The 24,641-nt window shown below is 60.6% G+C and carries 27 protein-coding genes, 1 tRNA gene and 1 pseudogene; 12 read left to right on the top strand and 17 right to left on the bottom strand.

Annotation, left to right across the window (positions count from 1 at the left end; all coding sequences use genetic code 11):
- Positions 1-39: 39 nt before the first annotated feature.
- The 4 genes from MN188_RS12310 to MN188_RS12295 all read right to left on the bottom strand — a co-directional run bounded on the left by MN188_RS12310 (position 40) and on the right by MN188_RS12295 (position 3,956).
- Positions 40-1,200 carry a TIGR03862 family flavoprotein gene (locus MN188_RS12310; protein WP_242109396.1) on the bottom strand — a complete coding sequence of 387 codons (1,161 nt, stop codon included), beginning with the start codon at positions 1,198-1,200 and terminating at the stop codon, positions 40-42.
- Positions 1,197-2,516 carry a mechanosensitive ion channel family protein gene (locus MN188_RS12305; RefSeq protein WP_242109395.1) on the bottom strand — a complete coding sequence of 440 codons (1,320 nt, stop codon included), beginning with the start codon at positions 2,514-2,516 and terminating at the stop codon, positions 1,197-1,199. The genes MN188_RS12310 and MN188_RS12305 overlap by 4 nt, the downstream gene beginning before the upstream one ends.
- 79 nt (positions 2,517-2,595) lie before the next feature.
- On the bottom strand, positions 2,596-3,207 hold the full coding sequence (locus tag MN188_RS12300) for an enoyl-CoA hydratase/isomerase family protein (protein WP_242109394.1): 612 nt from the start codon (positions 3,205-3,207) through the stop codon (positions 2,596-2,598).
- Positions 3,204-3,956 (bottom strand): SDR family oxidoreductase, encoded by a 753-nt coding sequence (locus tag MN188_RS12295; RefSeq protein ID WP_242109393.1) that lies wholly within the window; start codon positions 3,954-3,956, stop codon positions 3,204-3,206. Before MN188_RS12295 ends, MN188_RS12300 begins: the two co-directional genes overlap by 4 nt.
- Before the next feature lie 115 nt (positions 3,957-4,071).
- Between MN188_RS12295 and MN188_RS12290 the strand changes: the two genes are divergently transcribed.
- The 5 genes and pseudogenes from MN188_RS12290 to MN188_RS12270 form a co-directional block, all read left to right on the top strand.
- Positions 4,072-5,418, top strand: coding sequence for a TldD/PmbA family protein (locus MN188_RS12290; RefSeq protein WP_242109392.1), 1,347 nt, complete (start codon positions 4,072-4,074; stop codon positions 5,416-5,418).
- A complete protein-coding gene (locus MN188_RS12285) occupies positions 5,405-6,184 on the top strand; it encodes an inositol monophosphatase family protein (protein WP_242109391.1) in 780 nt (259 codons plus the stop codon). Before MN188_RS12290 ends, MN188_RS12285 begins: the two co-directional genes overlap by 14 nt.
- A 185-nt stretch (positions 6,185-6,369) precedes the next feature.
- Positions 6,370-7,404, top strand: a complete 1,035-nt coding sequence (locus MN188_RS12280) for a LacI family DNA-binding transcriptional regulator (protein ID WP_242109390.1) — start codon at positions 6,370-6,372, stop codon at positions 7,402-7,404.
- A 35-nt stretch (positions 7,405-7,439) separates the two neighbouring features.
- A tRNA-Arg gene (locus tag MN188_RS12275) sits at positions 7,440-7,516 on the top strand.
- Between the two features lie 508 nt (positions 7,517-8,024).
- Positions 8,025-8,336, top strand: a pseudogene (locus MN188_RS12270) (carbohydrate kinase family protein); the annotation flags it as partial.
- 175 nt (positions 8,337-8,511) lie between these two features.
- Here the strand turns inward: MN188_RS12270 and MN188_RS12265 are convergent.
- Positions 8,512-9,240, bottom strand: a complete 729-nt coding sequence (locus MN188_RS12265; protein WP_275116186.1) for a winged helix-turn-helix domain-containing protein — start codon at positions 9,238-9,240, stop codon at positions 8,512-8,514.
- Positions 9,188-9,478, bottom strand: coding sequence for a hypothetical protein (locus MN188_RS12260; RefSeq protein WP_420838980.1), 291 nt, complete (start codon positions 9,476-9,478; stop codon positions 9,188-9,190). Before MN188_RS12260 ends, MN188_RS12265 begins: the two co-directional genes overlap by 53 nt.
- Before the next feature lie 186 nt (positions 9,479-9,664).
- Between MN188_RS12260 and MN188_RS12255 the strand changes: the two genes are divergently transcribed.
- From MN188_RS12255 to MN188_RS12240, 4 genes are all read left to right on the top strand, one after another.
- Positions 9,665-10,105, top strand: coding sequence for a hypothetical protein (locus MN188_RS12255; protein WP_242109387.1), 441 nt, complete (start codon positions 9,665-9,667; stop codon positions 10,103-10,105).
- 114 nt (positions 10,106-10,219) lie between these two features.
- Complete coding sequence (locus MN188_RS12250) at positions 10,220-10,843, top strand: ribonuclease HII (protein WP_242109386.1); 624 nt, start codon at positions 10,220-10,222, stop codon at positions 10,841-10,843.
- 106 nt (positions 10,844-10,949) lie between these two features.
- Positions 10,950-12,050: a site-specific DNA-methyltransferase gene (locus MN188_RS12245; RefSeq protein ID WP_242109385.1), complete on the top strand. Its 1,101-nt coding sequence runs from the start codon at positions 10,950-10,952 to the stop codon at positions 12,048-12,050.
- A 113-nt stretch (positions 12,051-12,163) separates the two neighbouring features.
- Positions 12,164-12,781 carry a glutathione S-transferase gene (locus tag MN188_RS12240; RefSeq protein ID WP_242109384.1) on the top strand — a complete coding sequence of 206 codons (618 nt, stop codon included), beginning with the start codon at positions 12,164-12,166 and terminating at the stop codon, positions 12,779-12,781.
- On the opposite strand, the gene MN188_RS12235 is transcribed toward MN188_RS12240, so the two are convergent.
- Together MN188_RS12235 and MN188_RS12230 are read right to left on the bottom strand one after the other, a co-directional pair.
- The gene (locus MN188_RS12235) at positions 12,778-13,917 is read right to left on the bottom strand and encodes an alkane 1-monooxygenase (protein WP_242109383.1); all 1,140 of its coding nucleotides are present in this window, start codon (positions 13,915-13,917) and stop codon (positions 12,778-12,780) included. The two genes, MN188_RS12240 and MN188_RS12235, sit on opposite strands and share 4 nt — an antisense overlap.
- Before the next feature lie 53 nt (positions 13,918-13,970).
- Entirely contained in the window at positions 13,971-15,023 is a 1,053-nt protein-coding gene (locus MN188_RS12230) for an A/G-specific adenine glycosylase (RefSeq protein WP_242109382.1), read from the bottom strand.
- 62 nt (positions 15,024-15,085) lie between these two features.
- Between MN188_RS12230 and MN188_RS12225 the strand changes: the two genes are divergently transcribed.
- Genes MN188_RS12225 through MN188_RS12215 form a run of 3 tightly spaced genes read left to right on the top strand, consistent with a single transcriptional unit; the run spans position 15,086 to position 17,449 of the window.
- A complete protein-coding gene (locus MN188_RS12225) occupies positions 15,086-15,625 on the top strand; it encodes a DUF721 domain-containing protein (protein ID WP_242109381.1) in 540 nt (179 codons plus the stop codon).
- A gap of 3 nt (positions 15,626-15,628) precedes the next feature.
- Positions 15,629-16,288 (top strand): DsbA family protein, encoded by a 660-nt coding sequence (locus tag MN188_RS12220; protein WP_242109380.1) that lies wholly within the window; start codon positions 15,629-15,631, stop codon positions 16,286-16,288.
- Complete coding sequence (locus MN188_RS12215; RefSeq protein WP_242109379.1) at positions 16,289-17,449, top strand: CaiB/BaiF CoA transferase family protein; 1,161 nt, start codon at positions 16,289-16,291, stop codon at positions 17,447-17,449.
- On the opposite strand, the gene lpxK is transcribed toward MN188_RS12215, so the two are convergent.
- The 9 genes from lpxK to MN188_RS12170 all read right to left on the bottom strand — a co-directional run bounded on the left by lpxK (position 17,446) and on the right by MN188_RS12170 (position 24,641).
- The gene (gene lpxK / locus MN188_RS12210; RefSeq protein WP_242109378.1) at positions 17,446-18,438 is read right to left on the bottom strand and encodes a tetraacyldisaccharide 4'-kinase; all 993 of its coding nucleotides are present in this window, start codon (positions 18,436-18,438) and stop codon (positions 17,446-17,448) included. The two genes, MN188_RS12215 and lpxK, sit on opposite strands and share 4 nt — an antisense overlap.
- A 2-nt stretch (positions 18,439-18,440) precedes the next feature.
- Complete coding sequence (locus tag MN188_RS12205; protein WP_242109377.1) at positions 18,441-19,718, bottom strand: 3-deoxy-D-manno-octulosonic acid transferase; 1,278 nt, start codon at positions 19,716-19,718, stop codon at positions 18,441-18,443.
- An 8-nt stretch (positions 19,719-19,726) separates the two neighbouring features.
- Positions 19,727-19,972 (bottom strand): DUF4170 domain-containing protein, encoded by a 246-nt coding sequence (locus MN188_RS12200; RefSeq protein WP_242109376.1) that lies wholly within the window; start codon positions 19,970-19,972, stop codon positions 19,727-19,729.
- A gap of 62 nt (positions 19,973-20,034) precedes the next feature.
- On the bottom strand, positions 20,035-20,952 hold the full coding sequence (locus MN188_RS12195; RefSeq protein ID WP_242109375.1) for an alpha/beta hydrolase: 918 nt from the start codon (positions 20,950-20,952) through the stop codon (positions 20,035-20,037).
- 18 nt (positions 20,953-20,970) lie between these two features.
- A complete protein-coding gene (arsJ, locus tag MN188_RS12190; protein WP_242109374.1) occupies positions 20,971-22,209 on the bottom strand; it encodes an organoarsenical effux MFS transporter ArsJ in 1,239 nt (412 codons plus the stop codon).
- Positions 22,206-23,204, bottom strand: a complete 999-nt coding sequence (locus MN188_RS12185) for an ArsJ-associated glyceraldehyde-3-phosphate dehydrogenase (protein WP_242109373.1) — start codon at positions 23,202-23,204, stop codon at positions 22,206-22,208. The genes arsJ and MN188_RS12185 overlap by 4 nt, the downstream gene beginning before the upstream one ends.
- Before the next feature lie 66 nt (positions 23,205-23,270).
- On the bottom strand, positions 23,271-24,248 hold the full coding sequence (locus MN188_RS12180) for a siroheme synthase (RefSeq protein WP_242109372.1): 978 nt from the start codon (positions 24,246-24,248) through the stop codon (positions 23,271-23,273).
- The gene (locus MN188_RS12175; RefSeq protein WP_242109371.1) at positions 24,248-24,451 is read right to left on the bottom strand and encodes a DUF6967 family protein; all 204 of its coding nucleotides are present in this window, start codon (positions 24,449-24,451) and stop codon (positions 24,248-24,250) included. Before MN188_RS12175 ends, MN188_RS12180 begins: the two co-directional genes overlap by 1 nt.
- The gene (locus MN188_RS12170; RefSeq protein WP_242109370.1) at positions 24,444-24,641 is read right to left on the bottom strand and encodes a hypothetical protein; all 198 of its coding nucleotides are present in this window, start codon (positions 24,639-24,641) and stop codon (positions 24,444-24,446) included. Before MN188_RS12170 ends, MN188_RS12175 begins: the two co-directional genes overlap by 8 nt.

Raw genomic sequence — 24,641 nt, 5'->3', positions numbered from 1 at the left:
TCAAAAAACATGCCTGCGCGGTACGCGCAGTCCGCTGGATCAAACCCACGCCGCTGCTGCGCGCCCGGCATGACGGCCCGTCGCCAGACAGCCGGTTATCAGGTAGCCGCCTGTCGGCGCCTCCCAATCCAGCATCTCGCCGCAGACGAACACCCCCGGCACCGCGTTCAGCATCAGCCCGGGGTCCACCGCGTCAAACCGCACGCCGCCGGCGGTCGAGATTGCCTCGTCCATCGGGCGTAGTCCGGCGTGGCGCACCGGCAGTGCTTTGAGCAGCGGGGCCAGATCGTCTGGCAAAGGCCGTCCAAACTCGTTCAAAAGCGCGATCCGAACCGGGTCCAGCCGCAACGCCTTGCGCAAGTGGTTCGCCATCGACGCCTTGCCGCGCGGTTTCGCCAGCCGCGCACGCACCTGCTCCAGGCTCAAGTCGGGGCACAGGTCCAAGCACAGCGCCGCGCCTTCGCGCACCGGGCGCGACACGGCATAGATCGCCGAACCCTCAAGCCCGCGCGCCGACACCACGAATTCACCGCGCACCGACACTTCGCCGGCCCTTACCCGCACCGCTTTCACCGGCGCGCCGAAATGGCGGGCCATGTGGTCAGACCAATCCACCGACAGACCGACATTCGCCGGTTGGAACGGGGTCAGCGCCACGCCGTTTGCCGCGAGCAAATCGGCCCAGTGGCCGTCCGACCCCAACCGCGCCCAGCTGGCGCCACCCAGCGCCAGAACCACGACATCGGGGGTTTCAAAGCGCATACCTTCGGGCGTGTCGAAAGACAGCGCCGCGCCGTCCCACCCGGTCCAGCGCCAGCGCGTGCGCAAGGTCACCCCCAGCCCATCCAAACGCGCGAGCCAGGCGCGCAACAGCGGGGACGCCTTCATCACGTCGGGAAACACCCGGCCAGATGATCCGGTGAACACCGGCTGGCCCAAATTCCGCGCCCAGGCTTGCACCGCACCCGGACCGAATTCTGCCACGATGTCACGCATGTGCTCGGCGTCGCCAAAGTGGTTCAGAAACGCCTCAAGCGGTTCGTCCTTGGTCAGGTTCAACCCGCTTTTCCCAGCCATCAGGAATTTGCGGGCGGGCGAAGGTTTCGCCTCGATCATTGTGACGGCCACCCCGGCTTGCGCCAGTTCATCGGCCGCCATCAGCCCGGCGGGGCCGGCCCCAATGACACAGGCGGTTTTCACTGCGGGAACCCGCCCTTGATTTCGACCACCCGCTGCGGGAAGGGGATTTCGATGCCTTCGGCCTTCAGCGTTTTCCAGATTTCCATCAGGACCTTTGGCGTGAACTTGTTCTTGCCGTCGTCGATGCCGTTCACCCAGAATTCCACCGCGAACTCGACTCCGCTGTCGCCAAAGGCCCGCAGCTCGCAATCGGGCGCGTGTTCCTCTGGTTCGGTCATGACGAAATCCAGCTTGGCAACCGCCGCCTCGATCAGCGCCGGGATCGCCTCCACGTCGCTGTCATAGGACACGCTGAACTCCGCCTCATAGCGGTTCGCGCTGCCCGCGTCCGAGTAGTTCACAACACGGGTGGTGATGAAATGTTCGTTCGGCACCACGATCCAGCGCCCGTCGAAGGTTTCAAGGATCGCCGCGCGGGCGGTCATCTTGACGATGGTCCCAGCCTCGCCCCCGTCCAGCTCGACGTAATCGCCGACGGTGGCCTGCCCTTCGATCAGTAGGATGACGCCGGAAATGAAGTTCGCGGCGATCTGTTGCAGGCCAAAGCCAAGACCGACACCGATAGCACCCCCCAGAACCGCAAGCGATGTCAGGCTGATCCCCATGATGTTCATCAAGACCAGGAAGGCCGCGCCGAAGATGGCGATCTCGGCGGCCTTGGCGGCCAGCTCACGGGTGGCCGGGCGCATTTCCTTCTGTTGCTTGATGAAGCTTGACGATTGTTCATTCGACCAGCGTCCCAGCCAGAAGATGATGCCACCAGCGGCAGCAAAGCGGATGGCGAACAGCAGCGAAAAGCTCATGTTGCCAAGCGGCACCACGGTGTTTTCCAGCCAGGTCACCGCTGGGCCAAGCAGTCCGACCGCATAAATCGCGGCGACCGGAATCAGCACGTATTTGCCCAAAACCTTCAGGAACGGATCGGAAATGACTTCGCGCACCAGAATGCGCGCGGCCAGGAACAGAAACACACGTTTGCCAAAGGCGATGACGGCGCCCGAGCCGAAGATCGACCGCGTGACCTGTTCACCCAGTGCGGTAAACCCCCAGGCCAGAACTGGCAGAAGTAGCGGCAAGAAGATCAGCACGAACAGGCGCCCGCGTGACAGAAAGGTGGACTTGTCCCCGGACGGCGTCAGCACGCGCTTGATAAGCGGCGATACCTTTCGCGTCGCAACAAGGGCCGCCAGGAACGCCACGACCAGCAGGGCAAATTGCGACCAAGCGGCGGGGGACAACAGCCACCCCTGAGCGATCTCCCACCCTTCGTCGAAGAACGCGATGGCCTTGGTGATGATTTCCGGTTGGTTTTCCACGGGACGACCCCTTGAACTTGTGCACTTCGCCGGACACCCCTGTGACATGGATCGACCGGGTGAAACAAGGGGCGTGGACCTAGGGCACCAGCGCCTTGATCCCCGCGACATGGGCCGGCGTGGCAGCGCGTGCGTCTTGCGCCAAAGAATGGGCAGTGTCGATCAGTGTCTCGGAATCGACCACGCGATCCACCAATCCCCAGGCCAAAGCCTCGTCCGCCTGCACCTTTTGACCGGCCATCAGGATCATCTTGGTGCGGGCCGGACCGACAAGGGCGGCCAAACGGACCGGGTCCGAAGGCTGTGGTAGAAAGCCCAGCTTCATCACTGGATAGAAGAACTTCGCTTCAGGCACAGCGACGCGCAAGTCACAGGCCAGCGCCATGCCGAAGGCGCCCCCGGCCAGGGTGCCGTTCAGGGCGGCAATGGTAAGGCAGGGCGCGGCGGCCAGCGCGCCGGACAGGCGTTCCCACACCGCGTCGGTGGCCAACCCGGCGCGGGCTTCGTCCAGATCGGCGCCTGCGGAAAACACCCGGCCCGCGCCAGTCAGGATCAGCACGCGGGCTTCGCCGGCTGCGGCGTCGGCAATGTCCGCAAGCTCGCTCAGCATCGCCTTGGTCAGTGAATTGGCCTTGTCCGGACGGTTGATCGTGGCGGTCCACAGCCCGTCTTGTTTGGAAAGCTCGATCATCCGCGCACCTGGGCGCGGTCACGGATTGCGTCGTCACGCAGGGCAATCTCCTGCCCCAGAAACTCATCCGCATCCGGGGTGCACATCCACAACAGCGCCCGCGCAACCCATTCAGGCGGGATATGGTCGGACCAGTCCAGTGCCGCCACCGGGTTCACACCCGAGGCCTTGATCTCGCGCTGCATTTTAGTGGCAACGGTGCCCGGCGACAGGCCGATGGCGCGTATACCGCGCCCCGCGCCTTCCTTGTGAACGCATTGGGTCAGCATGTGCACGCCCGCCTTCGAGGTGCAGTAATGGCTCCACCCTTCCAGCGCGTTATGCGCCGCACCCGAGCTGATCGTCAGGATCGAACCGCCCTTGCCCACCATCAACGGCATCACGGCCCGCATGCCGTAATAGACGCCTTTCAGGTTCACATCGATCACCTGGCCCCATTCGGCCGGGTCACTGTCCATCAAGGTGCTGATCGGCTCGATCAAACCCGCGTTATTGATCAGAACGTCCACACCGCCAAACCGCGCCACTGCGGCGTCGATGGCCGCCTTCACGCTGTCCCAGTTGCCCACATCACAGGGCACGGCCAGGGCTTGGTCACCGATGGCTGCCGCGATCGCGCCGATCTGGTCGGAGCCGCGCGCTAACAGCACCACATTCGCGCCTGCACCGGCAAATATATGCGCCGCAGCCTCACCAATGCCCCGGCTGGCCCCTGTGATGACAACGGTTTTGCCTGTCATGTCGGTCATGTCTGTTCCTCCTGTTTGCCCAAGTGCTATCGCATCGTCCGCGTGGGGACCAGATGCGATGACTTGCAGTGCGCCCTGTCGGGGGTTACCTGAAAGGGCAACGAAAGGACGCCCGATGACCGCACAGCTTGACCGTTTGACCCAACAGCTTCTGGATGCTGCCCGCAAGGCGGGGGCCGACACTGCCGATGCGTTGGCGGTGCAGGGCACGTCTGTGTCCATCGACGTTCTGAACGGCAAGCTGGAACACGCAGAACGGTCCGAAGGCGTGGATATCGGGCTCAGGGTGCTGATCGGGCAGCGACAGGCCTGCGTTTCAGCCTCGGACAATTCCGACACCACGATTGCGACGATGGCCGAACGCGCCGTGGCAATGGCAAAGGAAGCGCCCGAAGACCCGCATATCGGCCTGGCGGACCCGGCGCAGTTCGCAACACATTGGGACATCGATGCGCTGGACCTGCGCGACCCGTCGGACGAACCCAGCCCCGCATTTCTGGAAGATCAGGCACGCCGCGCCGAGGCCGCCGCCCTTGCGGTGAAAGGTGTCAGCCAGGTTCAATCAACCTCGGCCGGATACGGACAGCGCACCCTGCACCTGGCCGCGTCGAACGGGTTTCAGGGTGGCTATGGCCGCACCGACATGGGCCTGTCCTTGGCCGCGATTACCGGCGAAGGCGCATCGATGGAGCGGGATTGGGCGGGCGAGGGTCGTATCTTTCAATCCGATATGCCCAGCCCCGAGGAGATCGGCACCGAAGCGGGCGACCGCACCGTGGCCCGCGCAGGTGCAAAACAGCCGCCCACCGGCGCCTTTCCGGTGCTGTTCGACGAACGTATCGCCAGTTCTCTGATCGGTCATCTGCTGTCCGCCGCGAACGGGTCTGCAATCGTGCGCGGGGGATCCTGGCTGCGGGACGCGCTGGGCGAACAAGTGCTGCCCGCGCATCTATCGCTTATTGAGGATCCGCACCGTCCGCGCATTTCCGGCTCACGCCCATTTGATGGTGAAGGCCTGCCGACCCACCGCCGCGCGGTGGTGGAAAACGGCGTGCTGACCGGCTGGACGCTGGACCTTGCCACTGGCCGTAACCTTGGCATGGAGAGCACGGCGAATGCGTCGCGCGGCACCTCGGCGCCACCCTCGCCCAGCATTTCAAATGTGACCCTGACACCGGGCGAGTCTACACGTGATGATCTGATCGCGCAGATGGGCACCGGGCTGATCGTGACGTCAATGATCGGATCGACGATCAACCCGACAACCGGGGATTATTCGCGTGGCGCATCGGGGTTCTGGGTGGAAAACGGCCAGATCACCCATGCGGTGAACGAATGCACCATCGCGGGGAACCTTCGCGACATGCTGATGCGGATTATTCCAGCAAACGACGCCAAACCGCACCTGTCGCGGCAGGTGCCGTCGCTGTTGATCGAGGGGATGACCCTTGCCGGCGCGTGATGACCTTCAGCTTCTGATCGACGCGGCACGCGAAAGCGGGCGCATTGCCCGGCATTTTTTCGAAAACGCGCATGAGATCTGGGAAAAGGCCGATGGCCAGGGCCCGGTGACCGAGGCCGACATCGCCGTCGACCGCTTGCTGCGCACCGATCTGCGTGCGGCGCGGCCCGGCTATGGCTGGCTGTCCGAAGAGACCGAGGATGACCTGGACCGGCTGAAAGCGGATCGCGTGTTCATCGTTGATCCAATCGACGGCACCCGCGCCTTTATCGAGGGCAGCCCGACCTGGGCCCATTCGCTGGCGGTCGTGGACAGGGGGCAGGTCACCGCCGCTGTCGTCTATTTGCCCATGACAGACCGTCTGTTTGCCGCCACTAAGGGCCAGGGCGCGACGCTGAATGGCGAAGCAATCACCGCAAGCCCGCGCGACGATCTGGGCGGCGCCAGCGTGCTGGCCGCCCGTCCGGCATTCGAACCCTGGCATTGGAAAGACGCCCTGGTGCCGCCGGTTAAGCGCAACTTCCGCAGCTCCCTAGCCTATCGCATGGCGCTGGTGGGTCAGGGGCGATTCGACGCGATGCTGACCCTGCGGGCGACCTGGGAATGGGACATTGCCGCCGGCGCCCTGATTGTTGAGGAAGCTGGCGGGCGCGTGACGGACAAGACCGGGGCCGCGCTTTGCTTCAACAACGAGGTTCCGCAACTTCCCGGCGTTGTCGCGGGTGGGGCACAGATCCATCCTGCTCTGGTCACGCGACTGGCCTGAACGGAAAAGGGGGCTGGTTTTGGCCCACCTGCCCCCTTCTCACCAAAACCCGAAGGTCCCGGATGAATGCGTTTCAACGACTGACGCAAAAACATGTTAGCGATAACATACGACACGCTTCCCCCTTGGACAAGCCCCCGTTTTAACGCTAACAAGGAAGCTGAAGAACACATAAGGTAGCCCGCGTGACTGACCAGAAGATTGCCCCGACCCGCCGCCCGCTGACATTGCGTGACGTTTCCGAAGCCTCGGGCGTCAGTGAAATGACTGTCAGCAGGGTGCTGCGCAACCGGGGCGACGTGTCGGAAGCGACCCGCGAAAAGGTGCTGGAGGCTGCGAAACGGCTTGGCTATGTGCCCAACAAGATCGCGGGCGCACTGGCGTCGCAACGGGTGAACCTGGTCGCGGTCATCATTCCGTCCCTGTCCAACATGGTGTTTCCCGAAGTCATGACGGGAATCAGCGAAGTGCTGGACGAAACTCCGTTGCAACCGGTCGTCGGCGTGACGAACTACAAGCCCGAGCGCGAAGAGAAAGTGCTTTACGAAATGCTGTCCTGGCGCCCCTCGGGCGTGATCATCGCCGGGCTGGAACACTCGGACGCCTCAAAGGCAATGCTGAAAGCCGCAGGAATTCCGGTGGTCGAAATCATGGACACCGACGGTCAAGCGATTGACGCCGCAGTCGGTATTTCCCACCGTCGGGCCGGACGTATGATGGCGCAAGCGATCCTGAAGGCTGGGCATCGCCGGATCGGTTTCCTGGGCACGAAAATGCCGCTGGACCACCGCGCGCGCAAACGGTTCGAGGGCTTTACCGAAGCCCTAGCCAAAGAGGGCGTCGAAATCGCTGACCAGGAATTCTATGAAGGCGGATCGGCCCTGGCCAAGGGGCGCGAGATGACCGAGGCGATGCTGACGCGCACCCCGGACATTGATTTCCTCTACTATTCCAACGACATGATTGGTGCGGGTGGGCTGCTCTATTGCCTTGATCAGGGCATCGACGTGCCGGGTCAGGTCGGCTTGGCCGGATTCAACGGGGTTGAATTGCTGGACGGTCTGCCGCGGAAACTTGCAACAATGGACGCCTGCCGATCCGAAGTTGGCCGTGCTGCCGCGAAGATCATCGCCGAACGCACCGAAAGCGGGGAAGGCGGGGGCGAACGGATCGAACTGAGCCCGAAGATCGAGATCGGCGACACGCTGAAGCGACGCTAGACAAGCCCGCCCCGCGCGATTATCCCGAACCGAATGGCCCCGTGGCTCAACTGGATAGAGCAGCCCCCTCCTAAGGGGCAGGTTGCAGGTTCGAATCCTGCCGGGGTCGCCAAAAACACCTGAAAAATATGGCTTGTTTTTCTGAACATTGTGCAGAAGCTTGCGGAAAGTCCCACGAGTTTTTGTACCGAACTCGCCTGAAAAGGGCGAAGACTCGTACAAAACTCTCGCGTCAGTCCCTTTTTGGGACCTTCCAATGAGTTGGCTGGTAGCGCATGCGTGGCTTGAGATGCACCAAATCTACGGGGATCTCGCGGACGAACCTGGGTCCGCAGACAGCTTTGCGAAGTGGCTTGTAGAGCGGCACTTCGACCGATGTGTTCGACCATCAGCTTATGGCCGATTTGAGGGAAAGCAATGTCGACACCCGATATGTCATTCGGCGGATCGCCCAACGACCTTGGCGTTTGTCAAACTGTCCGATGGACATGCGTCATATTCGTTCTTTGACGAAAACTCCGCAGGGCGGATTATCAAGTTGGCGGATATTGTGAAAGTCTCGGACGAGGACCTGAACTGGATCCTAAAAAACGACGGAGCCGCTTGAGACGAAGGCCGCACAACTGCAAAAGCTCGGACCCTCGATCGTGATCCTGGCGCGCGGCAAATCCGGTGCCCAGGCATGGTTGCCGGATGGACGATCAGTCCTTGTCGCCAGTCAGAAGGTCGATGTCGTCGACACCGTCGGTGCAGGTGACACGTTCAATGCCGGTGTATTGGCAAGCCTGTCTGAAGCAGGCCTGCTTACCAAAACTGCTATTGAGACGGTGTCGGAACACGATGTCTCAGAAGCGATTGGATTCGGTGCGAGAGCCGCTGCAATCAATGTCGGCCGTGCTGGTGCAAATCCGCCCTGGCGTGATGAACTTTAAGAAAGCAACTGGCGATGCAAATGGATAGGCTCGACGCCCTTCTCTCATGATGCTTTCCAGGTGACTTGGCTGGTGAAAGTTCGTTTCGATCGCCGCCTTGCCCCGGCGAAGGTGTGCGACTTTTTACATTCCTGGCGCCGGGTGGTTTGGCTGTTTCCGGGCGCTTTGAGTACCCTCAGATCATACGGATCACGTCTTTGTCGATCGACAGCATGTAACCACGTCGCGCGATGGTCTTAACCAAAAGTTCGGACATCATCTGATTGCCCAGCGCATCGCGCAGCCGCTTGATACGTGTCGCACCGGCGGCCTCTTCGCAATCGGATGGATCGCGGCCCGAAATAACCGCTTCGATCTCGGCGCCCGTCAGCACGTCTTCGTCCATCCGCGCCTCGGCCAGAACCGAAAGGGTTTCGATCGCGGCTTCGGTCAGGTTGAATTCCATGTTGTTGAGATAGACGGCGCGCTCTTCCCGGCTGATCAGCAGGGAATTCACCTGGATGCCCGCGCGCTCGACCTCGCCCATCCGGCGGTTCAGCGCGATGATGGTCACCAGAAACACCAGGGCGGCGATCAGAAGCGCGGTGGAAAATAGCAAAAGTACGAAGATCACCATGCGATAGCTGGTCAGCGTGTCGGCAAAGGACGTGCCGCTTTGCGCCAGGATCTCCAGAAGCTTGATTTCAGCCCCCGACGTCAGATCATCGTTTTCCACGAATATCTGTTCGACCCGCGCATTGAATGCGTTCGCATCCGGCAGGTTCATGAACAGAAGAACGGCGGCCACAAGAAGGATCAAGACAATTGCCCCGATCCCGAAGGCCACGACCCGTCCCCCGGACCGGCGCGCATCAGTAGCGAAGGAAGTAGGCTCCGGCACTTTCTTTCCTTTGATCCAATCCATTTGAGTCAAACAGGCCCAGCACGTTCAGCAGCGTCCAGCCGTCGCGACCGATGCGTTGCGCAATCTGCGACGCAGCAGCCTGACGCGACCCACAGGCCGTGTCGGGTAATTCGATCACACCATAGTGCAGCTTCAGCGGGTTGTCGCGCTTGGCTTTGTAGTCTGCATAGCATTCCGCCTGTGCGGGCACAGCCAGGGCGGCGACAAGGCCAAGGGAAAGAAGGATGTGTTTCATCATGGTCCAAGAATGTGCGGCGGGGCCGGGTTATTCAATATCAAAAGGCCCCCAGACCCCCTGATATGCCATAACACTGCGCTGATATTGAGCGTCACAGCCTGCAAACCCCATCGTTGTTTCATCACCACCGCATGTCGCCATGCCTGAACACATGCCCCCAACAGGAGATGAAAGATGAAACCCCTGATGATCCGCCCGCTGATTGCCCTGACCCTGGCCGCCAGCATTGCCCTGACCCCGATGGCAGCCGCGCCTGCGCGGGCCGACAACAATGACAATGCGGCCGCGATCGCGGCGCTTCTGGGCCTCATCATTGTCGGTACAGCAGTCAGCAACAGCAACAACGATGTCGTGTACGAACGCCGCAGTTCCCGCGAACGAATTGCCCCGCGCCGCACCCGCGCGCTTCCGGAGCAATGCCTCAAGCGGTTCGAAACCCGCCGCGGCACGAAACGCTACTTCGGGTCGCGCTGCCTGGAGCGCAACTTCCGCTTTGCCAATCGTTTGCCCGAGCGCTGTGAAATTCGGATCAAGACTCGCAACCGGGCCGGCGATCGTGTTCGCCGCGATGTTTACACCCCCGCATGCCTGCGCCGCGAAGGCTACTTTATCGCTGGTCGTCGCTAAGGCGGCCACGACAGGACGCAGAGCGTCCCCAGCATCCAGCTGCGTCCAGAACTGGGAGGGCTTTGGCCCTCCCTTTTTTCTTGTCCTCGCATTCCGGATGGGCGACCACGGGGCATGAAAAAACAGACCCCCGATTTCAGTTTCGAACAAGCCGCAATGGATCGCGGCCTGTTGTGCATTGCCGGTGTGGACGAGGTCGGGCGCGGCCCGCTGTGCGGCCCCGTCACTGCGGCCGCCGTGATTCTGGACCCTGCGCGCATCCCGCCGGGCCTGAACGATTCCAAAGCGCTGACCGCGAAACGACGTGAGGCCCTTTGGGACGTGATCCATGAAACCGCCGATGTCTCGATTGCACATGCAAGCGTTGAAGAGATCGACGACATCAACATTTTGCGTGCGAGCCATCTGGCTATGGAACGTGCGGTCGCCGGGCTAAAGACTCCGCCCGACCACCTTTTGATCGACGGCAACCAGGTGCCGCGCGGGCTGACGATTTCGAACGAAACGATCGTGAAAGGTGATGCGCGGTCGGTGTCGATTTCGGCGGCCTCAATTGTGGCGAAAATATGTCGTGATCGGATGATGGTGGATTTGGCGCAACAGCACCCGGGCTATGGTTGGGAGCGAAATGCCGGATATGGGACAAAAGAGCATCTTTCTGCGCTCCGAAATCTTGGGGTGACCCCACACCATAGACGTTCGTTCAAACCCGTCCACAATATCTTGTATCAAGAATAATTTCTAAGTCACTGATTCAAAAAAGAATTTGACGGCGAATCGCCAATGACTCATCTTTGACCCCAAGAAGACGAGCGCAAAATGCGCCGGGGACACGAGGCGAGACATGACAACAAAGACCAAGACGAAAGCGGCTGAAAAGCTGCCCCTGAACCAGATTCTGGACGGCGATTGCATCGAAGTGATGAACGCGCTGCCGGCCAATTCCGTTGACCTGATCTTTGCCGATCCGCCCTATAATCTGCAGTTGAAGGGTGAGCTTCACCGCCCGGACAATTCCAAGGTCGACGCGGTCGATGACCACTGGGACCAATTCGACAGTTTCAAGGTCTATGACCAGTTCACCCGCGCCTGGCTGAAGGCTGCGCGCCGCCTGTTGAAACCCAACGGGGCGATCTGGGTGATTGGCTCGTATCACAATGTGTTTCGCATGGGCGCCGAGCTTCAGAACCAAGGTTATTGGATCCTGAACGATGTGGTCTGGCGCAAGTCGAACCCGATGCCGAATTTCCGCGGGAAACGTTTTACCAACGCCCATGAAACGATGATCTGGGCCTCCAAGGCCGAGGGCGCAAAATACACCTTCAACTACGAAGCGCTGAAGGCGCTGAACGAAGGCATTCAAATGCGGTCCGACTGGGTGCTGCCGATCTGCACAGGGCACGAGCGCCTGAAGGACGAAAACGGCGACAAGGCGCATCCGACGCAGAAGCCCGAAAGCCTGCTGCACCGCGTTCTGGTCGGCTCGACCAACCCCGGTGACGTGATCCTTGACCCGTTCTTCGGCACCGGCACCACCGGCGCCGTGGCCAAGATGCTGGGCCGCGATTTCATCGGGATCGAGCGCGAAGAAGCTTACCGCAAGGTTGCCGAGAAACGCATCGCGAAGATCCGCAAATTCGACAAAGAAGCGTTGACCACCACGCCGTCGAAACGCGCCGAGCCGCGCGTGCCGTTTGGCCAACTGGTCGAACGCGGCATGCTGCGCCCCGGTGAAATGCTGGTGTCCCCGCGCGGCAAGACCGCCAAGGTGCGCGCCGATGGCACGCTGATCTCGGACGACGTGCGCGGGTCGATCCACCAGGTGGGCGCCGCTTTGGAAAGTGCCCCCAGCTGCAACGGCTGGACCTACTGGCACTACAAGAGCGAGGGCAAAAAAGTCCCGATCGACGTGCTGCGCCAGCAAATTCGCGCTGAAATGACCTGAATTCGCGGGGGCGACCCCGCACACGAGGTACCGCCTGTGCCTGTGGCAAATCCACGGCACTTTGACTGACCCCGCCCATTGTGGCGGGGTTTTTTTTGGTGTGTAACCAAAGGATGACCCCAATCCTGTATTCCTTTCGCCGCTGCCCATATGCCATTCGCGCCCGCCTGGCCCTGGCCAGTTCCGGTGTGCGGGTCGAGCTGCGCGAGGTTGTGCTGCGCGACAAACCCGCGGCGTTCCTTGCGGCTTCGCCCTCGGCGACTGTTCCATGTCTGGTGGACGGTGCGACCGTGTTGGATGAAAGCCTGGACGTCATGCTGTGGGCGTTGGGGCAAAGCGACCCCGAGGGATTGTTGGACGCAGATCACACCAAACTGGTCGCACAATTCGACGGCCCGTTCAAACGGGCGCTGGATCTTACGAAATACGCCGTGCGCCACCCGGAAAGTGACCCTGAACTGACCCGCGCTCAGGCGATGGGTATGCTGGGCGCGCTGGACGACCGGCTTGAGGGCGGCTGGTTGTTCGGCGATGCGCCACGTCTGGCGGATCTTGCCATTCTGCCCTTCGTGCGGCAGTTCGCGATGATCGACAAACCCCGGTTCGACCGCGAGGCAACACCGCATGTTTCGGCCTGGTTAGAGACCTTTTTGGCCAGTCACCGCCTGGCTGATGTGATGCAAAAACGCGCCGCCTGGGTGCCGGGCGACGCGCCGGTTTCGTTTCCCTAACGACCCTTGGGCATCGGAAGCTTCCCAGTTTTATAAGGCGTCCAATCGGTGATTTCGGGATAATACATCCCCCGCCATTTACGCACGCGCTTGTTCATCACGCGGCGCCAGACCGGCGGGATCATCGCCGCGATCGTCATCACCGGATAGCCATGCGGCAGCTGCGGTGCTTCGCTGTCGGGATAGGTTTGCAGCAGGGGGAACCGGCGCGCCGGTTTGTAATGGTGATCGGAATGGCGTTGCAGGTTGATCAACAGCCAGTTCGACGCCATTTGGTCCGAGTTCCAACTGTGATGCGGTCGCACGTGTTCGTACTTTCCATCCCCCAGGTGTTTGCGGGTCAGGCCGTAATGCTCGACGTAATTCGTCAGCTCCAACTGCCAGATCGCGACAAGCGCCTGGAACAGGAACAGGCCCAATCCGACCCAACCGCCAATCAAAAGCGCCAGCAAAAGCGCTGCAACCTGAAGCGCGCCATAGCGCCAAAACGGATTGGCGGCGTCGAACGCACTGAGATCGCGCCGCGCAAGGCGGGCGGCTTCGGCCTGCCAGGCCGAGATCGGTCCGTGAACCAAAACCCGAAAGAAATAGCGGTGAAACCCTTCGTTATACCGCGCGGTTACCCCGTCACGCGGTGTGCCTACGAACGGGTGGTGCACCAACAGGTGCTCAGTGCGGAAATGCGAATAGAGAACGGTTGCCAGCAACAGATCCGCCAGCCAGCGTTCAGCTCGGTTCGTCTGGTGCATCAACTCATGCGAAAAGACGATGCCGACGGTGCCGGATAACACGCCGACACCAAAGAAAACGCCCAGCTTTTCCCAGCCGTTCAGATGCTCGGCGTCGGTCACGTACCAGATCGCGCCATAGATCATCACGACTTGCACCGGGAACCAGACCATCGTGATCAGGCGATACCAGAACAACTGCTGTTCCGGCGTATTCGGGTCTGCATTTTGCCTGTTTCGCCCCAGTGCCGCGTCAAGAACGGCATACAGCCACCAGGTGCCCAAGGGTGGTAAAAGCAGTGCCCAACCCCCGAAGGCAGCAGAGGTCGCAACCAACGCAACCATCAGAAAGGACAACGCGAACGGCGCCGCGTGGCTGAACTTGGCGATTGTGGATGCCGGGACCATGAGCGAAATCCTTTCATTCCCCGCGCGCCTTATACGCTGATCACGAAGCTGCCTCAATCGGGCAACGTGCTGCGGGCCAGATCATAGGCCTTGCGCATGACCGTCGGCAGGTCCGAGGGTCGTATCGTTTGAAAAAGGCCAGCCTCCGGCACAGCGTCTGCCGGCACTTGGGCGATGCGCAGACCAAGTCGCAGGTGGAAATGGGTGAAAGTGTGACGCACTTCAACGCCGGGATCCTGCCAGTCTGCGGACATCGGCGGTGATTCGGTCGCCACATCGCCCCAAGCCGCGCCGGGCCACCCCAGCATGCCGCCCAACAGTCCAGAATCTGGCCGCCGTTCGAGCAGCCATGCGCCGTCGGCACGACGTGCGAGGAAGGCGATGCCATAACGCACGGGTTTCGGCGCTTTGGGTACGCGCGCCGGAAGCGTCGACTGTACCCCGGCGGCACGGGCCTGACAGTCTCTATTCCACGGGCAAAAGCCGCATGCGGGGCTTTTCGGCGTGCAAATCGTGGCCCCCAGATCCATCACCGCCTGAGCATAATCTCCGGGTCTGAGATCAGGCGTCAGGCTTTCCGCCCTTGCCTTCATTTCGGGTTTGGCCGCGGGGAGCGGCGTTTCGATGCGAAACATCCGCGCCATTACCCGCTCAACATTGCCATCGACGACCGTCTCGGGTGCATCAAACGCGATCGAAGCAATCGCCGCGCTGGTATAGGGACCGATCCCCGGCAGTTGCATCAGTCCGTCGCGCGTGGTCGGGAACCCGCCCAACGCGACCACCGCACGGGCGCATTTCAGCAGATTGCGGGCACGGGCGTAGTATCCAAGCCCCGCCCATTCCCCCATGACCTGCGCATCGTCAGCAGCGGCGAGATCCTGCACGGTGGGCCAAAGCGACAGAAAGCGGGTGAAATAGTTTCTGACTGCGGCCACGGTGGTCTGCTGCAACATGACCTCGGACAACCAGACTGCATAGGGATCAGGTTGTACGCCCTTTGCCCGGTCCGCCGGACCCACGCGCCACGGCATGTCGCGCGCATGGGTGTCGTACCAGGTCAAAATCCTGGTCGCGCGCCCCGCATTTCCCACCGCATCACACATTTGTTTGGCCCCTCACCGGCTTTGTTATGGCATAGCGCCCCCAGCACACTAGAATAGGCCCCATGACAGAACACGCCAGCAATAAGGGCAAAGGCAAGCCAGCCCGCCGCAAACGAGGGTTTGAACGCACCGCGACCCTTCTGACTGCGCGTATCCGCAAGGTGGGTGAATCGCGTGGCTTTGCCGTGACCCGGTTGCTGACGCACTGGCCTGATATTGCCGGCGAACAGATCGCCGCCATCGCCCGGCCGGTCGATGTAAAATACGGTCGCGAAGGTCTGGGCGCCACTTTGACCGTTCTGACCACCGGGGCACAGGCCCCGATGCTGGAAATGCAGAAAGAGCAGCTTCGTGACAAGGTGAACGCGGTTTATGGTTATGCCGCGATTGCGCGTGTGCGTATCACGCAGACAGCGCCCACCGGCTTTGCCGAAGGGCAAGCGCAATTCACCCCGGCCCCGAAGGCAAAGCCCGGGCCGAACCCCGAAACGAAGGCAAAAGCACGCAAAACCGCAGCCCCAGTAAAGGACGACCGGCTACGCGCCGCCCTTGAAGCTTTGGGTCAAAACATCTTATCTCGGCAGGAAACCAGAAAAGGCTAGAACATGGACCGTCGTACTTTCACTCTCTCTCTTGGCGCAGTCGCAGTTGCCGGAGGCGGGGCTCTACTTCTGAACCGCACGAACGGCGCGCTTCCGGGTGTGAACCCCGCCGTGGCGCAATCATCGCATGGCGTCGAACTTGCCCCCGATATCATCATGGGCGACCCGAATGCGCCGATCACGGTGATCGAATATGCCTCTTACACCTGCCCGCATTGTGCGAACTTTCACACCACCGTGCTGAAAGACCTGAAGACGAATTATGTCGACACCGGCAAGGTCAAGTTCATCCATCGCGAAGTCTATTTCGACCGGTTCGGCCTGTGGGCCGGGATGATCGCCCGGTGCGGTGGCGACATGCGCTATGCCGGGATGAATGACCTGATCTATGGCAATCAGAAAGACTGGATCGGGTCAGGTGACCCGCAGGAAGTGCTGGCTAACCTGCGAAAACTTGGCCGAACCGCAGGGATGAGCAACGACGAAATGAACGCCTGCCTGGAAAACGAGGACATGGCGAAAAGCATGGTCGCAGCCTACCAGACCAACGCCGAGGCCGACGGGATCAACGCGACTCCCACCCTCGTCATCGATGGCGAAAAGTTCTCGAACATGTCCTACGCCGACCTTTCCGCCATGCTTGACGAGAAACTGGGCGGCTAAATGTCCACTCCTCTTGCAGGGCTGAAAGTCGTCGAACTTGCGCGTATTCTGGCCGGCCCGTGGGCCGGTCAGACACTTGCCGATCTGGGCGCGGATGTCATCAAGGTCGAAAGCCCGGCCGGGGACGATACGCGCAAATGGGGGCCTCCGTTCATTGAGCGCGACGAGGATCGCTCGGCCAGCTATTTTCATGCCTGCAACCGTGGGAAACGATCGGTCGTCGCCGACTTTTCGACCGAGGAAGGTCAGGCGTTGGTGCGCAACCTGGTGGCCGACGCTGACATCCTGATCGAGAACTTCAAACTGGGTGGGCTGGCCAAGTACGGCTTGGACTATGAGTCCCTAACCCACCTCAATCCGCGCCTGATCTATTGTTCCATCACCGGGTTCGGGCAAACCGGACCCTATGCGCATCGCGCCGGGTATGACTACATCATTCAAGGCATGTCCGGTCTCATGTCAGTCACAGGCGACGTTGCCGGCCAACCACAGAAAGTTGGCGTAGCTGTAACGGATATTTTCACCGGCATGTATGCGGTTACCGCAATCCTGGCTGCAGTGCACCAGCGCGCCACAACCGGGCTTGGACAACAGATCGACATGGCACTGTTGGACGTCGCAACGGCCGTGATGGCCAACCAGGGAATGAATTTCCTGACAACAGGCCAGGCGCCGGGCCGGATCGGCAATGCGCACCAGAACCTGGCGCCCTATCAAGTGTTTGACTGCGCCGACGGTTGGATCATCATCGCCACGGGGAATGACGCGCAATACGGTCGGCTTTGCGGGCTTCTGGGTCTGAAAGAGCTGGCCACCGACCCAGCCTATCTGACCAATGCAGACCGAATCGCGAACCGCGAGACGCTGACTGAACGCCTGACCAAGGCAACACGCACATTCTCAAAGGCGGATCTGCTGTCCGCCTGCGAAACACACGGCGTTCCCGCAGGACCAATCAACGATTTGGAGGAGGTCTTTGCAGATTCACAAGTTCAGGCCAGGGGCATGCAACAAGACCTTGATGGGGTGCCTACCGTGCGTGCGCCCTTTATCTTTTCAGGGGCCGAACTGTCTATGAGTCGTGCCAGCCCGAAGCTGGGGGAGCACGATCAGGAAGTCCGGGATGAAATAGAACAGGGGGCGGCGCCTCGGCGACCCTAGTCCAACCCAATGCGTGCCAACTCGGCATCTATTCGCGCCCAGCCGTCAAGCTCCAATCGAACAGGAACAGCCAGAACCTTGCGCCGGAACGACACCGGCAGGCGCACGGCATCCTTTTCAGTCGTCACAAGCTGCGCGCCCAATGCGGTCGCTTCAAGCTCCAGGCGCCGCATGAGTGCTTCTGTCAACGGTTGGTGATCGGCCAACGCCTCACCTCGGCGCAGATTGGCGCCCATGCTCTGCAAGGTGGCAAAAAACTTCTCAGGGTGACCGATTCCTGCGAAGGCCAGCACGTCCAGATCCTGCCAGTCCATTCCGGTTTCCAACGGCGCCAGATGTCCGGCAACATCCGGGCAGGGAAAGGGGGACCAGTCGGCACGAAACGCCTGCTGCGCGGGTCGTGGTCCGATAGATAACAATAAGTCTGCGCGGGTTAGGCCCACGTTTACCGGTTCACGCAGGGGACCTGCAGGAATGCAGCGTCCGTTTCCAAACCCTTTCACCGCGTCGACAACCACGATCGACAGGTCCTTGGTTACTTCGGGGTTTTGGAACCCGTCGTCCAACAAAATGACCTGCGCGCCTGCCTCCGCCGCCGCTTGGACCCCCACAACACGATCTTTGGCAACCCAGGTCGGGGTGAAGGCCGCCAGCAAAAGCGGTTCATCCCCCACTTCGTCAGCTTTGTGATCACGCTCTCTGACCAAGATCGGTCCTTGCTCTGATCCGCCATACCCCCGTGACACAACATGCACGTTAAGTCCGCGATCCAATAGGCGTTGTGCCAAAGCGATCGTGGTTGGGGTCTTGCCAGTCCCACCTGCATTGATGTTGCCAATACAGATGACAGGCACCCCGGGATGAAAGGCTGTGCCTTTCGCCAGTCTGCGCGCTGTTGCGGTGGAATAGAGCCTTCCCAAAGGAGCCAGGACGCGTGCGCGCCAATCCGGTTGGGTGGGTTTTGTGAACCAGAAACGGGGTGTCTGCATGGTCAAACTCCTACCTCGTCCAGCGTATCGAAAATCAACCTGCTGACTCTGTCAGTCACGTCCGCGCCCGCGGTGGACACCTCCCAGGCCGCAGTCGCCAGAGCGGCTGCCTTGTCCGGTGCCAACAGGTGCTCCAATTCATACGCCAGCTTAACTGGGGTCGACACACGCCGCGCTGCGTGAGCTTCTTCCAGGCGGTTGAACCTTTCACGATAGCGGGCTGGATTCGGCCCGAACAGGATGGCAGACCCAAGGGCAGCAGCCTCATGTGGATTGCGAGGGTCATCACCGTAGAACGTCTGCCCAATGAACGTGACTGGCGACAAGTGATACCACAAGCCCAGCTCTCCTGGCGTGTCACAGATCATGATTTGTGTTTCCTGGTCCGGCTCTTCCTCCTGTGACCGCACCGCTACAATCCATCCATCGGCGCGAAGGTCTTCGGCAATCTTCGGTCCATCCACAAGGTCAGTTGGATTCAAGAGCAAAAGCAACCTGTGTGACCGACGTACGACCTTGCGGTGCGCGTCCACAACCACGTCAAGTTCCTTTGCCGTGACATTCACCCCCAGCCAAACCGGGCGCGCGGCAAGAAGGGCGGCAAGATCGTCGCGCTCGCTTTGAACACAATTCAAAGGCGCACCACCTTCTTGCAAAAACCCTGTCACTTCGACATTTTCAGGGGGGAAACCCAAGCGCTTGAAGTTGCGTGCGCTGGCGCCGTCAGCAGCCAAAATATGCTGGAAACAACGCAGCAAGTTGCGCGCCATGCCGGGGCGCCAGCGCCATTTCTGTTGTGCCTCGTCACTCATCCGCGCGTCGATCATGACCATGGGGACCTGACGTTCGAACACGCAAGTAATCAGCGCCGGATGAAGTTCTCGATCAACCCAAATCGCCATATCCGGGCGCCAGTGGTCTAGAAACCGCGCCACTGTTTGGGGCGTATCACAGGGCGCATATTGGTGGAGCGCCTGCCCCATCAGAATTTGTTCTTGCTGATGCTTTTCAATGTGGCGGGTGGTGGTGATGAGAAAGTTCAGGTCGTCGCGTTCCAACATCAGGCGGGAAATCAACTCGGACAAGGCCATCGCCTCGCTTTCGCCGCCGGCATGGAACCAGATCAGCGGCCCGACGGGGCGCTGCTGAGAGGTTTCTCCAAGCCGCTCGCGGATCCGGAGCGGGTCTTCCTTGTGGACTCGAATTTGCGTTTCGCACCAAGCCAAACCCCGACGCTTCTGCTGCGCCAAGTAAAGTTGCAGGCCCGGTGCGTAACGCATCTTTCGGCTCAGTTGCCCAATTCCTCGGTAGAGGAAGCTTCGGCCGCCTCGTCACGTAGCCGGTGCAGATGCGCGATGAAATACCGCATGTGTGCGTTGTCCACGGTGCGTTGAGCGTTGGATTTCCAAGCGTCGTATGCGCTTTGGTAGTCTGGAAAGATGCCAACAACCTCAATCGCATCGACGTCCTTGAAGGTGTTTTTCGTCGGATCGACAAGCTCTCCGCCGAAGACAAGGTGCAAGCGCTGGGTCATCGTGTTCTCCGCAAATATGGGTTCCACGGCAATCTATCGGAATGCGGCGGCAGCGAAAAGGGTCAGTTGGGGCCATCTCCCGCGCCGAACCCCCTTAGTGCCGCGATCATGCGGTCAAAGCTTTCGCGCGCGCGGGTTACGCTGGTCCGGGCGCGCAGAAAGCCGTGGATCAGCCCCTGTTCATTGTGCCATTGGGCCGTGCCACCCGCGGCGCAAATTCGGTCGCAATAGTCACGGCCATCGTCCGCCAAGGGGTCACACTCTGCTGTGATCACAAAAGTTGGCGGCAGGTTGGCGAATGTGATGTCATGCAACGGAGCATAGGTCGGGTCCCCTGTCGGTTCACCCCCTTCCACACGGATTGCCGCGTAATACTCCACCTCGGCGCGCGTCAACATCGGCGCATTGGCGTGCACTACATAGGACCCTTTGCCCATGTCGCCCCCCAGCGCGGGATAGACAAGCAATTGCCCGGCAATGTTGATGCGCCCTCGTGCCTGATGCGCAACTGCCGCCGCCAGGTTTCCGCCTGCGCTGTCACCGGCCAACATGATCGTTCCGGGCCATGTTAGAGCCACATATTGCGTGGCCGCCCAAGCGTCCTCAAATTGTGCGGGATGTTTGTGTTCCGGGGCCAAGCGGTAGTCCACGGCTACCACGCGGAATCCGGTTCGGTCAAAGATTTCTGCGCACACGTCATCATGGCTGTCCAGCCCGCCGACCACGAAGCCCCCACCATGGAAATAGACCACCGTCGCTTGGGGTGCGCCTACACCGTAGACACGGATTGGCACGCCGTTCACGTCGCCGTCCGTTACCGATACACTTTTGGGGTAGCCCTGAAAGAAGGCCCGGCACATCGTATCGTAGACCCGGCGCTGATCGGAAATCGAAAACTCAACCGCTTCCGGCGGGTAATATTCGCCAGTTTTGTGAATGAAGGCCCAAGTCTCGGCGTCGATCAGTGATGCGTAATCCATAGAGAAAGGCTAGGCACCCTAGGGAGCCTTGGCAAGCCATCGGGCTGCAAGCCAGCTGGCACAGGCCATGGCCGCTGCGGTTGCCAGGCAAAGTGACAATCCTCCGATTTGGTAACTGAGACCGGACAAGAGCGTTCCGATCAGTCGGCCAGAAGCGTTAGACATATAATAGAACCCAACGTCCAGCGTGACACGTGCCTGCGACGTAAATGCGAGGATCAGGTACGAGTGCAGCGCCGAATTCATCGCAAAGACGAATCCGAAAAGCAGCAATCCGACCACCAAAACAGGAGCAAGCCAAGCCTGGTTCGTGAGGGATACAAGGAACAACAGCGTGATCACGAGAGTGAGGATACCAGCCCAGCGATGGGCGGCCTGAACGATCCACCCCTCAGACCGGCGCCCGGCTTGCAACAGCCGCGGCGCCCAAGCCTGAACCGCCCCATAGCCGATGATCCACAACGCCATAAAGCCACCGATCATGAAAAATGCTTCCCGGTCCCCTTCCAAGGTTCCGTTGCTCAGAAGGCTGTGGAAATAGACTGGGATTCCCACCACGAACCAAACATCCCGCGCGCCGAATAGGAACATGCGCGCAAGCGACAAGCGGTTGATGTTTGCATCCTTCGACCAAACTTGCGCGAATTTCGTCTTTCGTGACCCCTTTGGCAGGCCGGCAGGCATGGTAAGAGCGACACAGATCCCGATCACCGCCAGGACAGCCCCCATCACGATCAGCGCGGTCGAAAAGCCGAGTGTCGCCAAGAGCGCTGCGCCTAGAAAGAAGCCCAGCCCCTTAATGGCGTTCTTCGATCCGGTCAGAATCGCAACCCATTTGAACAGCCCGCCTTGCTCGGACGGCGCCAAGAGTTTTACCGCACTTTTCGACGACATTTTCGTCAGATCCTTGGCGACGCCTGATACCCCCTGCGCCAGCATGACGAAAGTCAACGAAGCGACCATGGTCCAGTCCGACGGCAGTTGGGACAGCGCAAAAAGGGCGAAAACCTGCAGTGTTAGACCCGCATATAGGGTGGAATTCAGTCCGTATCTCGCCGCAAGCCATCCCGCGGAAAGGTTTGTGATCACACCCATGAATTCATACAGAAGAAACAGCCACGCCAGCGAAAAGGCCGAGAAGCCCAGCGTGTGGAAATGCAACAACACCAGCATACGCAGGGCGCCGTCGGTCAGCATGAACGCCCAATAGGCAATGGTAACCGCCAGATAGGCGCGAAGGCCGGAGTGTGTGGTCAAAGCGACGCGCCAACCAGCCGAACAACATCCGCAAGGCGGCAGGCATAACCCCATTCGTTGTCATACCAGGCATAGACCTTCAGCTGCGTCCCGTTCACCACCATCGTCGATAGCGCGTCGATGATCGCGCTACGGGGATCGTTGGTGAAATCTGTCGATACCAATGGTCGTTCTTCATAGCCCAGAATGCCTTTCAGGGGGCCGCCTGCCGCCGCCTTGAACAACGCATTCACCTCTTCGGCGGTGGTTTCCCGCTCCAGTTCGAACACGACGTCGACCAAAGAGGCGTTCAAAAGTGGCACGCGCACGGCATGTCCGTTCAACCGCCCCGTAAGCTCCGGAAAGATCTGCGTGATCGCTTTGGCCGACCCGGTCGTGGTCGGGATCAGGGAATTCAGGGCAGAGCGGGCACGGCGCAGGTCCTTGTGCGGGCGATCTACAATGGTTTGCGTGTTGGTGACATCATGAATCGAGGTCATCGACCCATGTTTGATGCCGAGGTTTTCAAGCACAACCTTCACCACCGGGGCCAGGCAGTTCGTGGTGCAGGACGCGGCCGTGACCAGGTTTTGGTCGTCATACAGGTGATGGTTCACGCCATAGACCAGGTTCAACGCGTTGTCTTCCTTAACCGGGGCGGACACGATGACCTTCTTTACCCCAGCCGCAAAGTAGGGTGCCAGTTTCTCATTCGTGCGAAACGCCCCGGTGCAATCGATCACCATGTCGATCCCGTCCAAGGGCAGGTCTTCTAGGGACCAGGAATTCGTCAGACTAATGCGTTGACCATTCACCGTGACGCTGTCGTCGTCATGACTTATCTGCGCGTCCCAGCGCCCGTGAACGGTGTCGAATTCGAACAAGTGCGCGTGCTGACGGGCATCGCCAACCGGGTCGTTCAACAGAACGATCTCACCGGGTGCGCCGTCGTCGAACAGCGTGCGCAGCACAAGTTTTCCGATCCGACCCAAGCCGTTTATGGCAATCTTGGTCATGGCATGCTCCTTTGGCAACGTTGGCTCAGGCGACAGGATATGCCGCAAAGCGATCGGTGACAAACTCTAGAGCGTATCGCGTGGCGTCAAGCTCATCTCATGGCTTTTATCCGGCACATCCGTGTTTGTGATCACACCCGGAACCCGCATGTCCGCCGGACCGTCAGGCAAGATTGCCGACAGGTGAAGCACGCGGTTTCCATCGGCGAGCAACGGGGTGATTTGGTCTCTAACCTTGCCAGAAATGGCCAATCGTTCCGCATCACGCCGACACAAAGCAAGCACCGCGGGGGGAACGCTGTCGTCATACAGAACAACATCAGCCCGCTGCATCAGGCGCAGCGCCTTGAAGGTCAAAAGATCGGGGTCCCCGGGCCCGGTGCCCACCTGCCACAGCGCGCCAACGGTGCGGTCACCTTGCGCAAGGTCACCCTTGATCTGGGCCACTGCGTCATCCTTTTGACCTGCCAGAAAGGCATCGGCGGCGGGCCCGTCGATCATGTTCTCCCAAAACCTGCGACGGCCACGCCCTGTTGGCACCGCTTTCTCAATGTCACGGCGAAACCCGGACAGAAACTGCGCCAAATGGCCATAGGCGGCTGGCAGCAAAGCCTCGATCCGGGCGCGCAGGATGCGGGCGATGACCGGCGCGGCCCCACCGGTCGAAATCGCCACGGTGACCGGCGCGCGGTCCACGATCGACGGCGTAATGAAATCGCAAAAGGGTTTGTTGTCTGCCACATTCACAAGTGCACCCGCCTGCTTCGCGGCTTTGTGCAACAGCGCGTCGCGCGCGTCATCTTCGGACGCGCCATAAGCGACCAGGCAATCCAGGAAGTCCCCGGCCTCAGGCACACGGGCATGGTGGTTCACATGTGGGCGGTCCAGTAGATTTCGAAGCTCTTCCGCTGGGTTAGGGTCGAATACAGTGACGATTGCGCCCGCATCCAGAGCCCGTTCCACCCGGCGCGCGGCCAGCGTTTCACCGCCATCGACCACGACCTTTTTGCCGCGAATGTCCAGAAAGACGGGAAGGTAGTCCATCACTGCGCCTCGGCCCAGGCGGTCATCTCGGCAGCAATGGCGCGAGCGGTTTCCGGGTCCAGATCCACCTGTGTGATCCTCTTGCCTTCGCGCAAGACCAGCCGAAGCATTTTCATGCCGCTGTCGAACTCCGCCTCGCGCAACTCGGCCCGGCGCATGTAAGGAAGCTCGTATTTCGCGATATCGCGGATCGGCTCAGTCATATTTCGTGCCTCGGGTGAAAGCGGCTTCCAAAAGCCATTCCCATTTGCGTGGCGTGTCGCGGTAATCCGGCTTCAGATCGAACTCCAGATGCATGATGCCGTCTTCCCCCGCGTGCGCCACCAGCTTTTCCAGCTCGGTGAAACTGGTCACGTTGGGATGTGAAATGATCAGGTCGCTCAGTTTGGCCAT

Origin of the sequence: Aliiroseovarius subalbicans (assembly GCF_022678625.1) — a bacterium.
Taxonomy (GTDB): Bacteria; Pseudomonadota; Alphaproteobacteria; order Rhodobacterales; family Rhodobacteraceae; genus Aliiroseovarius_A; species Aliiroseovarius_A subalbicans.
This window is presented reverse-complemented; position numbering and strand designations above follow the sequence as displayed.

Bases quoted from the DNA above. Each gene is read 5' to 3' on its own strand.
- MN188_RS12300 (WP_242109394.1), bottom strand. From the start codon at position 3,207: ATGATCGAGCTTTCCAAACAAGACGGGCTGTGGACCGCCACGATCAAC.
- MN188_RS12295 (WP_242109393.1), bottom strand. From the start codon at position 3,956: ATGACCGACATGACAGGCAAAACCGTTGTCATCACAGGGGCCAGCCGG.
- MN188_RS12290 (WP_242109392.1), top strand. From the start codon at position 4,072: ATGACCGCACAGCTTGACCGTTTGACCCAACAGCTTCTGGATGCTGCC.
- MN188_RS12265 (WP_275116186.1), bottom strand. From the start codon at position 9,240: ATGGATTGGATCAAAGGAAAGAAAGTGCCGGAGCCTACTTCCTTCGCT.
- MN188_RS12260 (WP_420838980.1), bottom strand. From the start codon at position 9,478: ATGATGAAACACATCCTTCTTTCCCTTGGCCTTGTCGCCGCCCTGGCT.
- MN188_RS12255 (WP_242109387.1), top strand. From the start codon at position 9,665: ATGATCCGCCCGCTGATTGCCCTGACCCTGGCCGCCAGCATTGCCCTG.
- MN188_RS12250 (WP_242109386.1), top strand. From the start codon at position 10,220: ATGAAAAAACAGACCCCCGATTTCAGTTTCGAACAAGCCGCAATGGAT.
- MN188_RS12245 (WP_242109385.1), top strand. From the start codon at position 10,950: ATGACAACAAAGACCAAGACGAAAGCGGCTGAAAAGCTGCCCCTGAAC.
- MN188_RS12240 (WP_242109384.1), top strand. From the start codon at position 12,164: ATGACCCCAATCCTGTATTCCTTTCGCCGCTGCCCATATGCCATTCGC.
- MN188_RS12235 (WP_242109383.1), bottom strand. From the start codon at position 13,917: ATGGTCCCGGCATCCACAATCGCCAAGTTCAGCCACGCGGCGCCGTTC.
- MN188_RS12230 (WP_242109382.1), bottom strand. From the start codon at position 15,023: ATGTGTGATGCGGTGGGAAATGCGGGGCGCGCGACCAGGATTTTGACC.
- MN188_RS12225 (WP_242109381.1), top strand. From the start codon at position 15,086: ATGACAGAACACGCCAGCAATAAGGGCAAAGGCAAGCCAGCCCGCCGC.
- MN188_RS12220 (WP_242109380.1), top strand. From the start codon at position 15,629: ATGGACCGTCGTACTTTCACTCTCTCTCTTGGCGCAGTCGCAGTTGCC.
- MN188_RS12215 (WP_242109379.1), top strand. From the start codon at position 16,289: ATGTCCACTCCTCTTGCAGGGCTGAAAGTCGTCGAACTTGCGCGTATT.
- lpxK (WP_242109378.1), bottom strand. From the start codon at position 18,438: ATGCAGACACCCCGTTTCTGGTTCACAAAACCCACCCAACCGGATTGG.
- MN188_RS12205 (WP_242109377.1), bottom strand. From the start codon at position 19,718: ATGCGTTACGCACCGGGCCTGCAACTTTACTTGGCGCAGCAGAAGCGT.
- MN188_RS12200 (WP_242109376.1), bottom strand. From the start codon at position 19,972: ATGACCCAGCGCTTGCACCTTGTCTTCGGCGGAGAGCTTGTCGATCCG.
- MN188_RS12195 (WP_242109375.1), bottom strand. From the start codon at position 20,952: ATGGATTACGCATCACTGATCGACGCCGAGACTTGGGCCTTCATTCAC.
- MN188_RS12185 (WP_242109373.1), bottom strand. From the start codon at position 23,204: ATGACCAAGATTGCCATAAACGGCTTGGGTCGGATCGGAAAACTTGTG.
- MN188_RS12180 (WP_242109372.1), bottom strand. From the start codon at position 24,248: ATGGACTACCTTCCCGTCTTTCTGGACATTCGCGGCAAAAAGGTCGTG.
- MN188_RS12175 (WP_242109371.1), bottom strand. From the start codon at position 24,451: ATGACTGAGCCGATCCGCGATATCGCGAAATACGAGCTTCCTTACATG.
- MN188_RS12170 (WP_242109370.1), bottom strand. From the start codon at position 24,641: ATGGCCAAACTGAGCGACCTGATCATTTCACATCCCAACGTGACCAGT.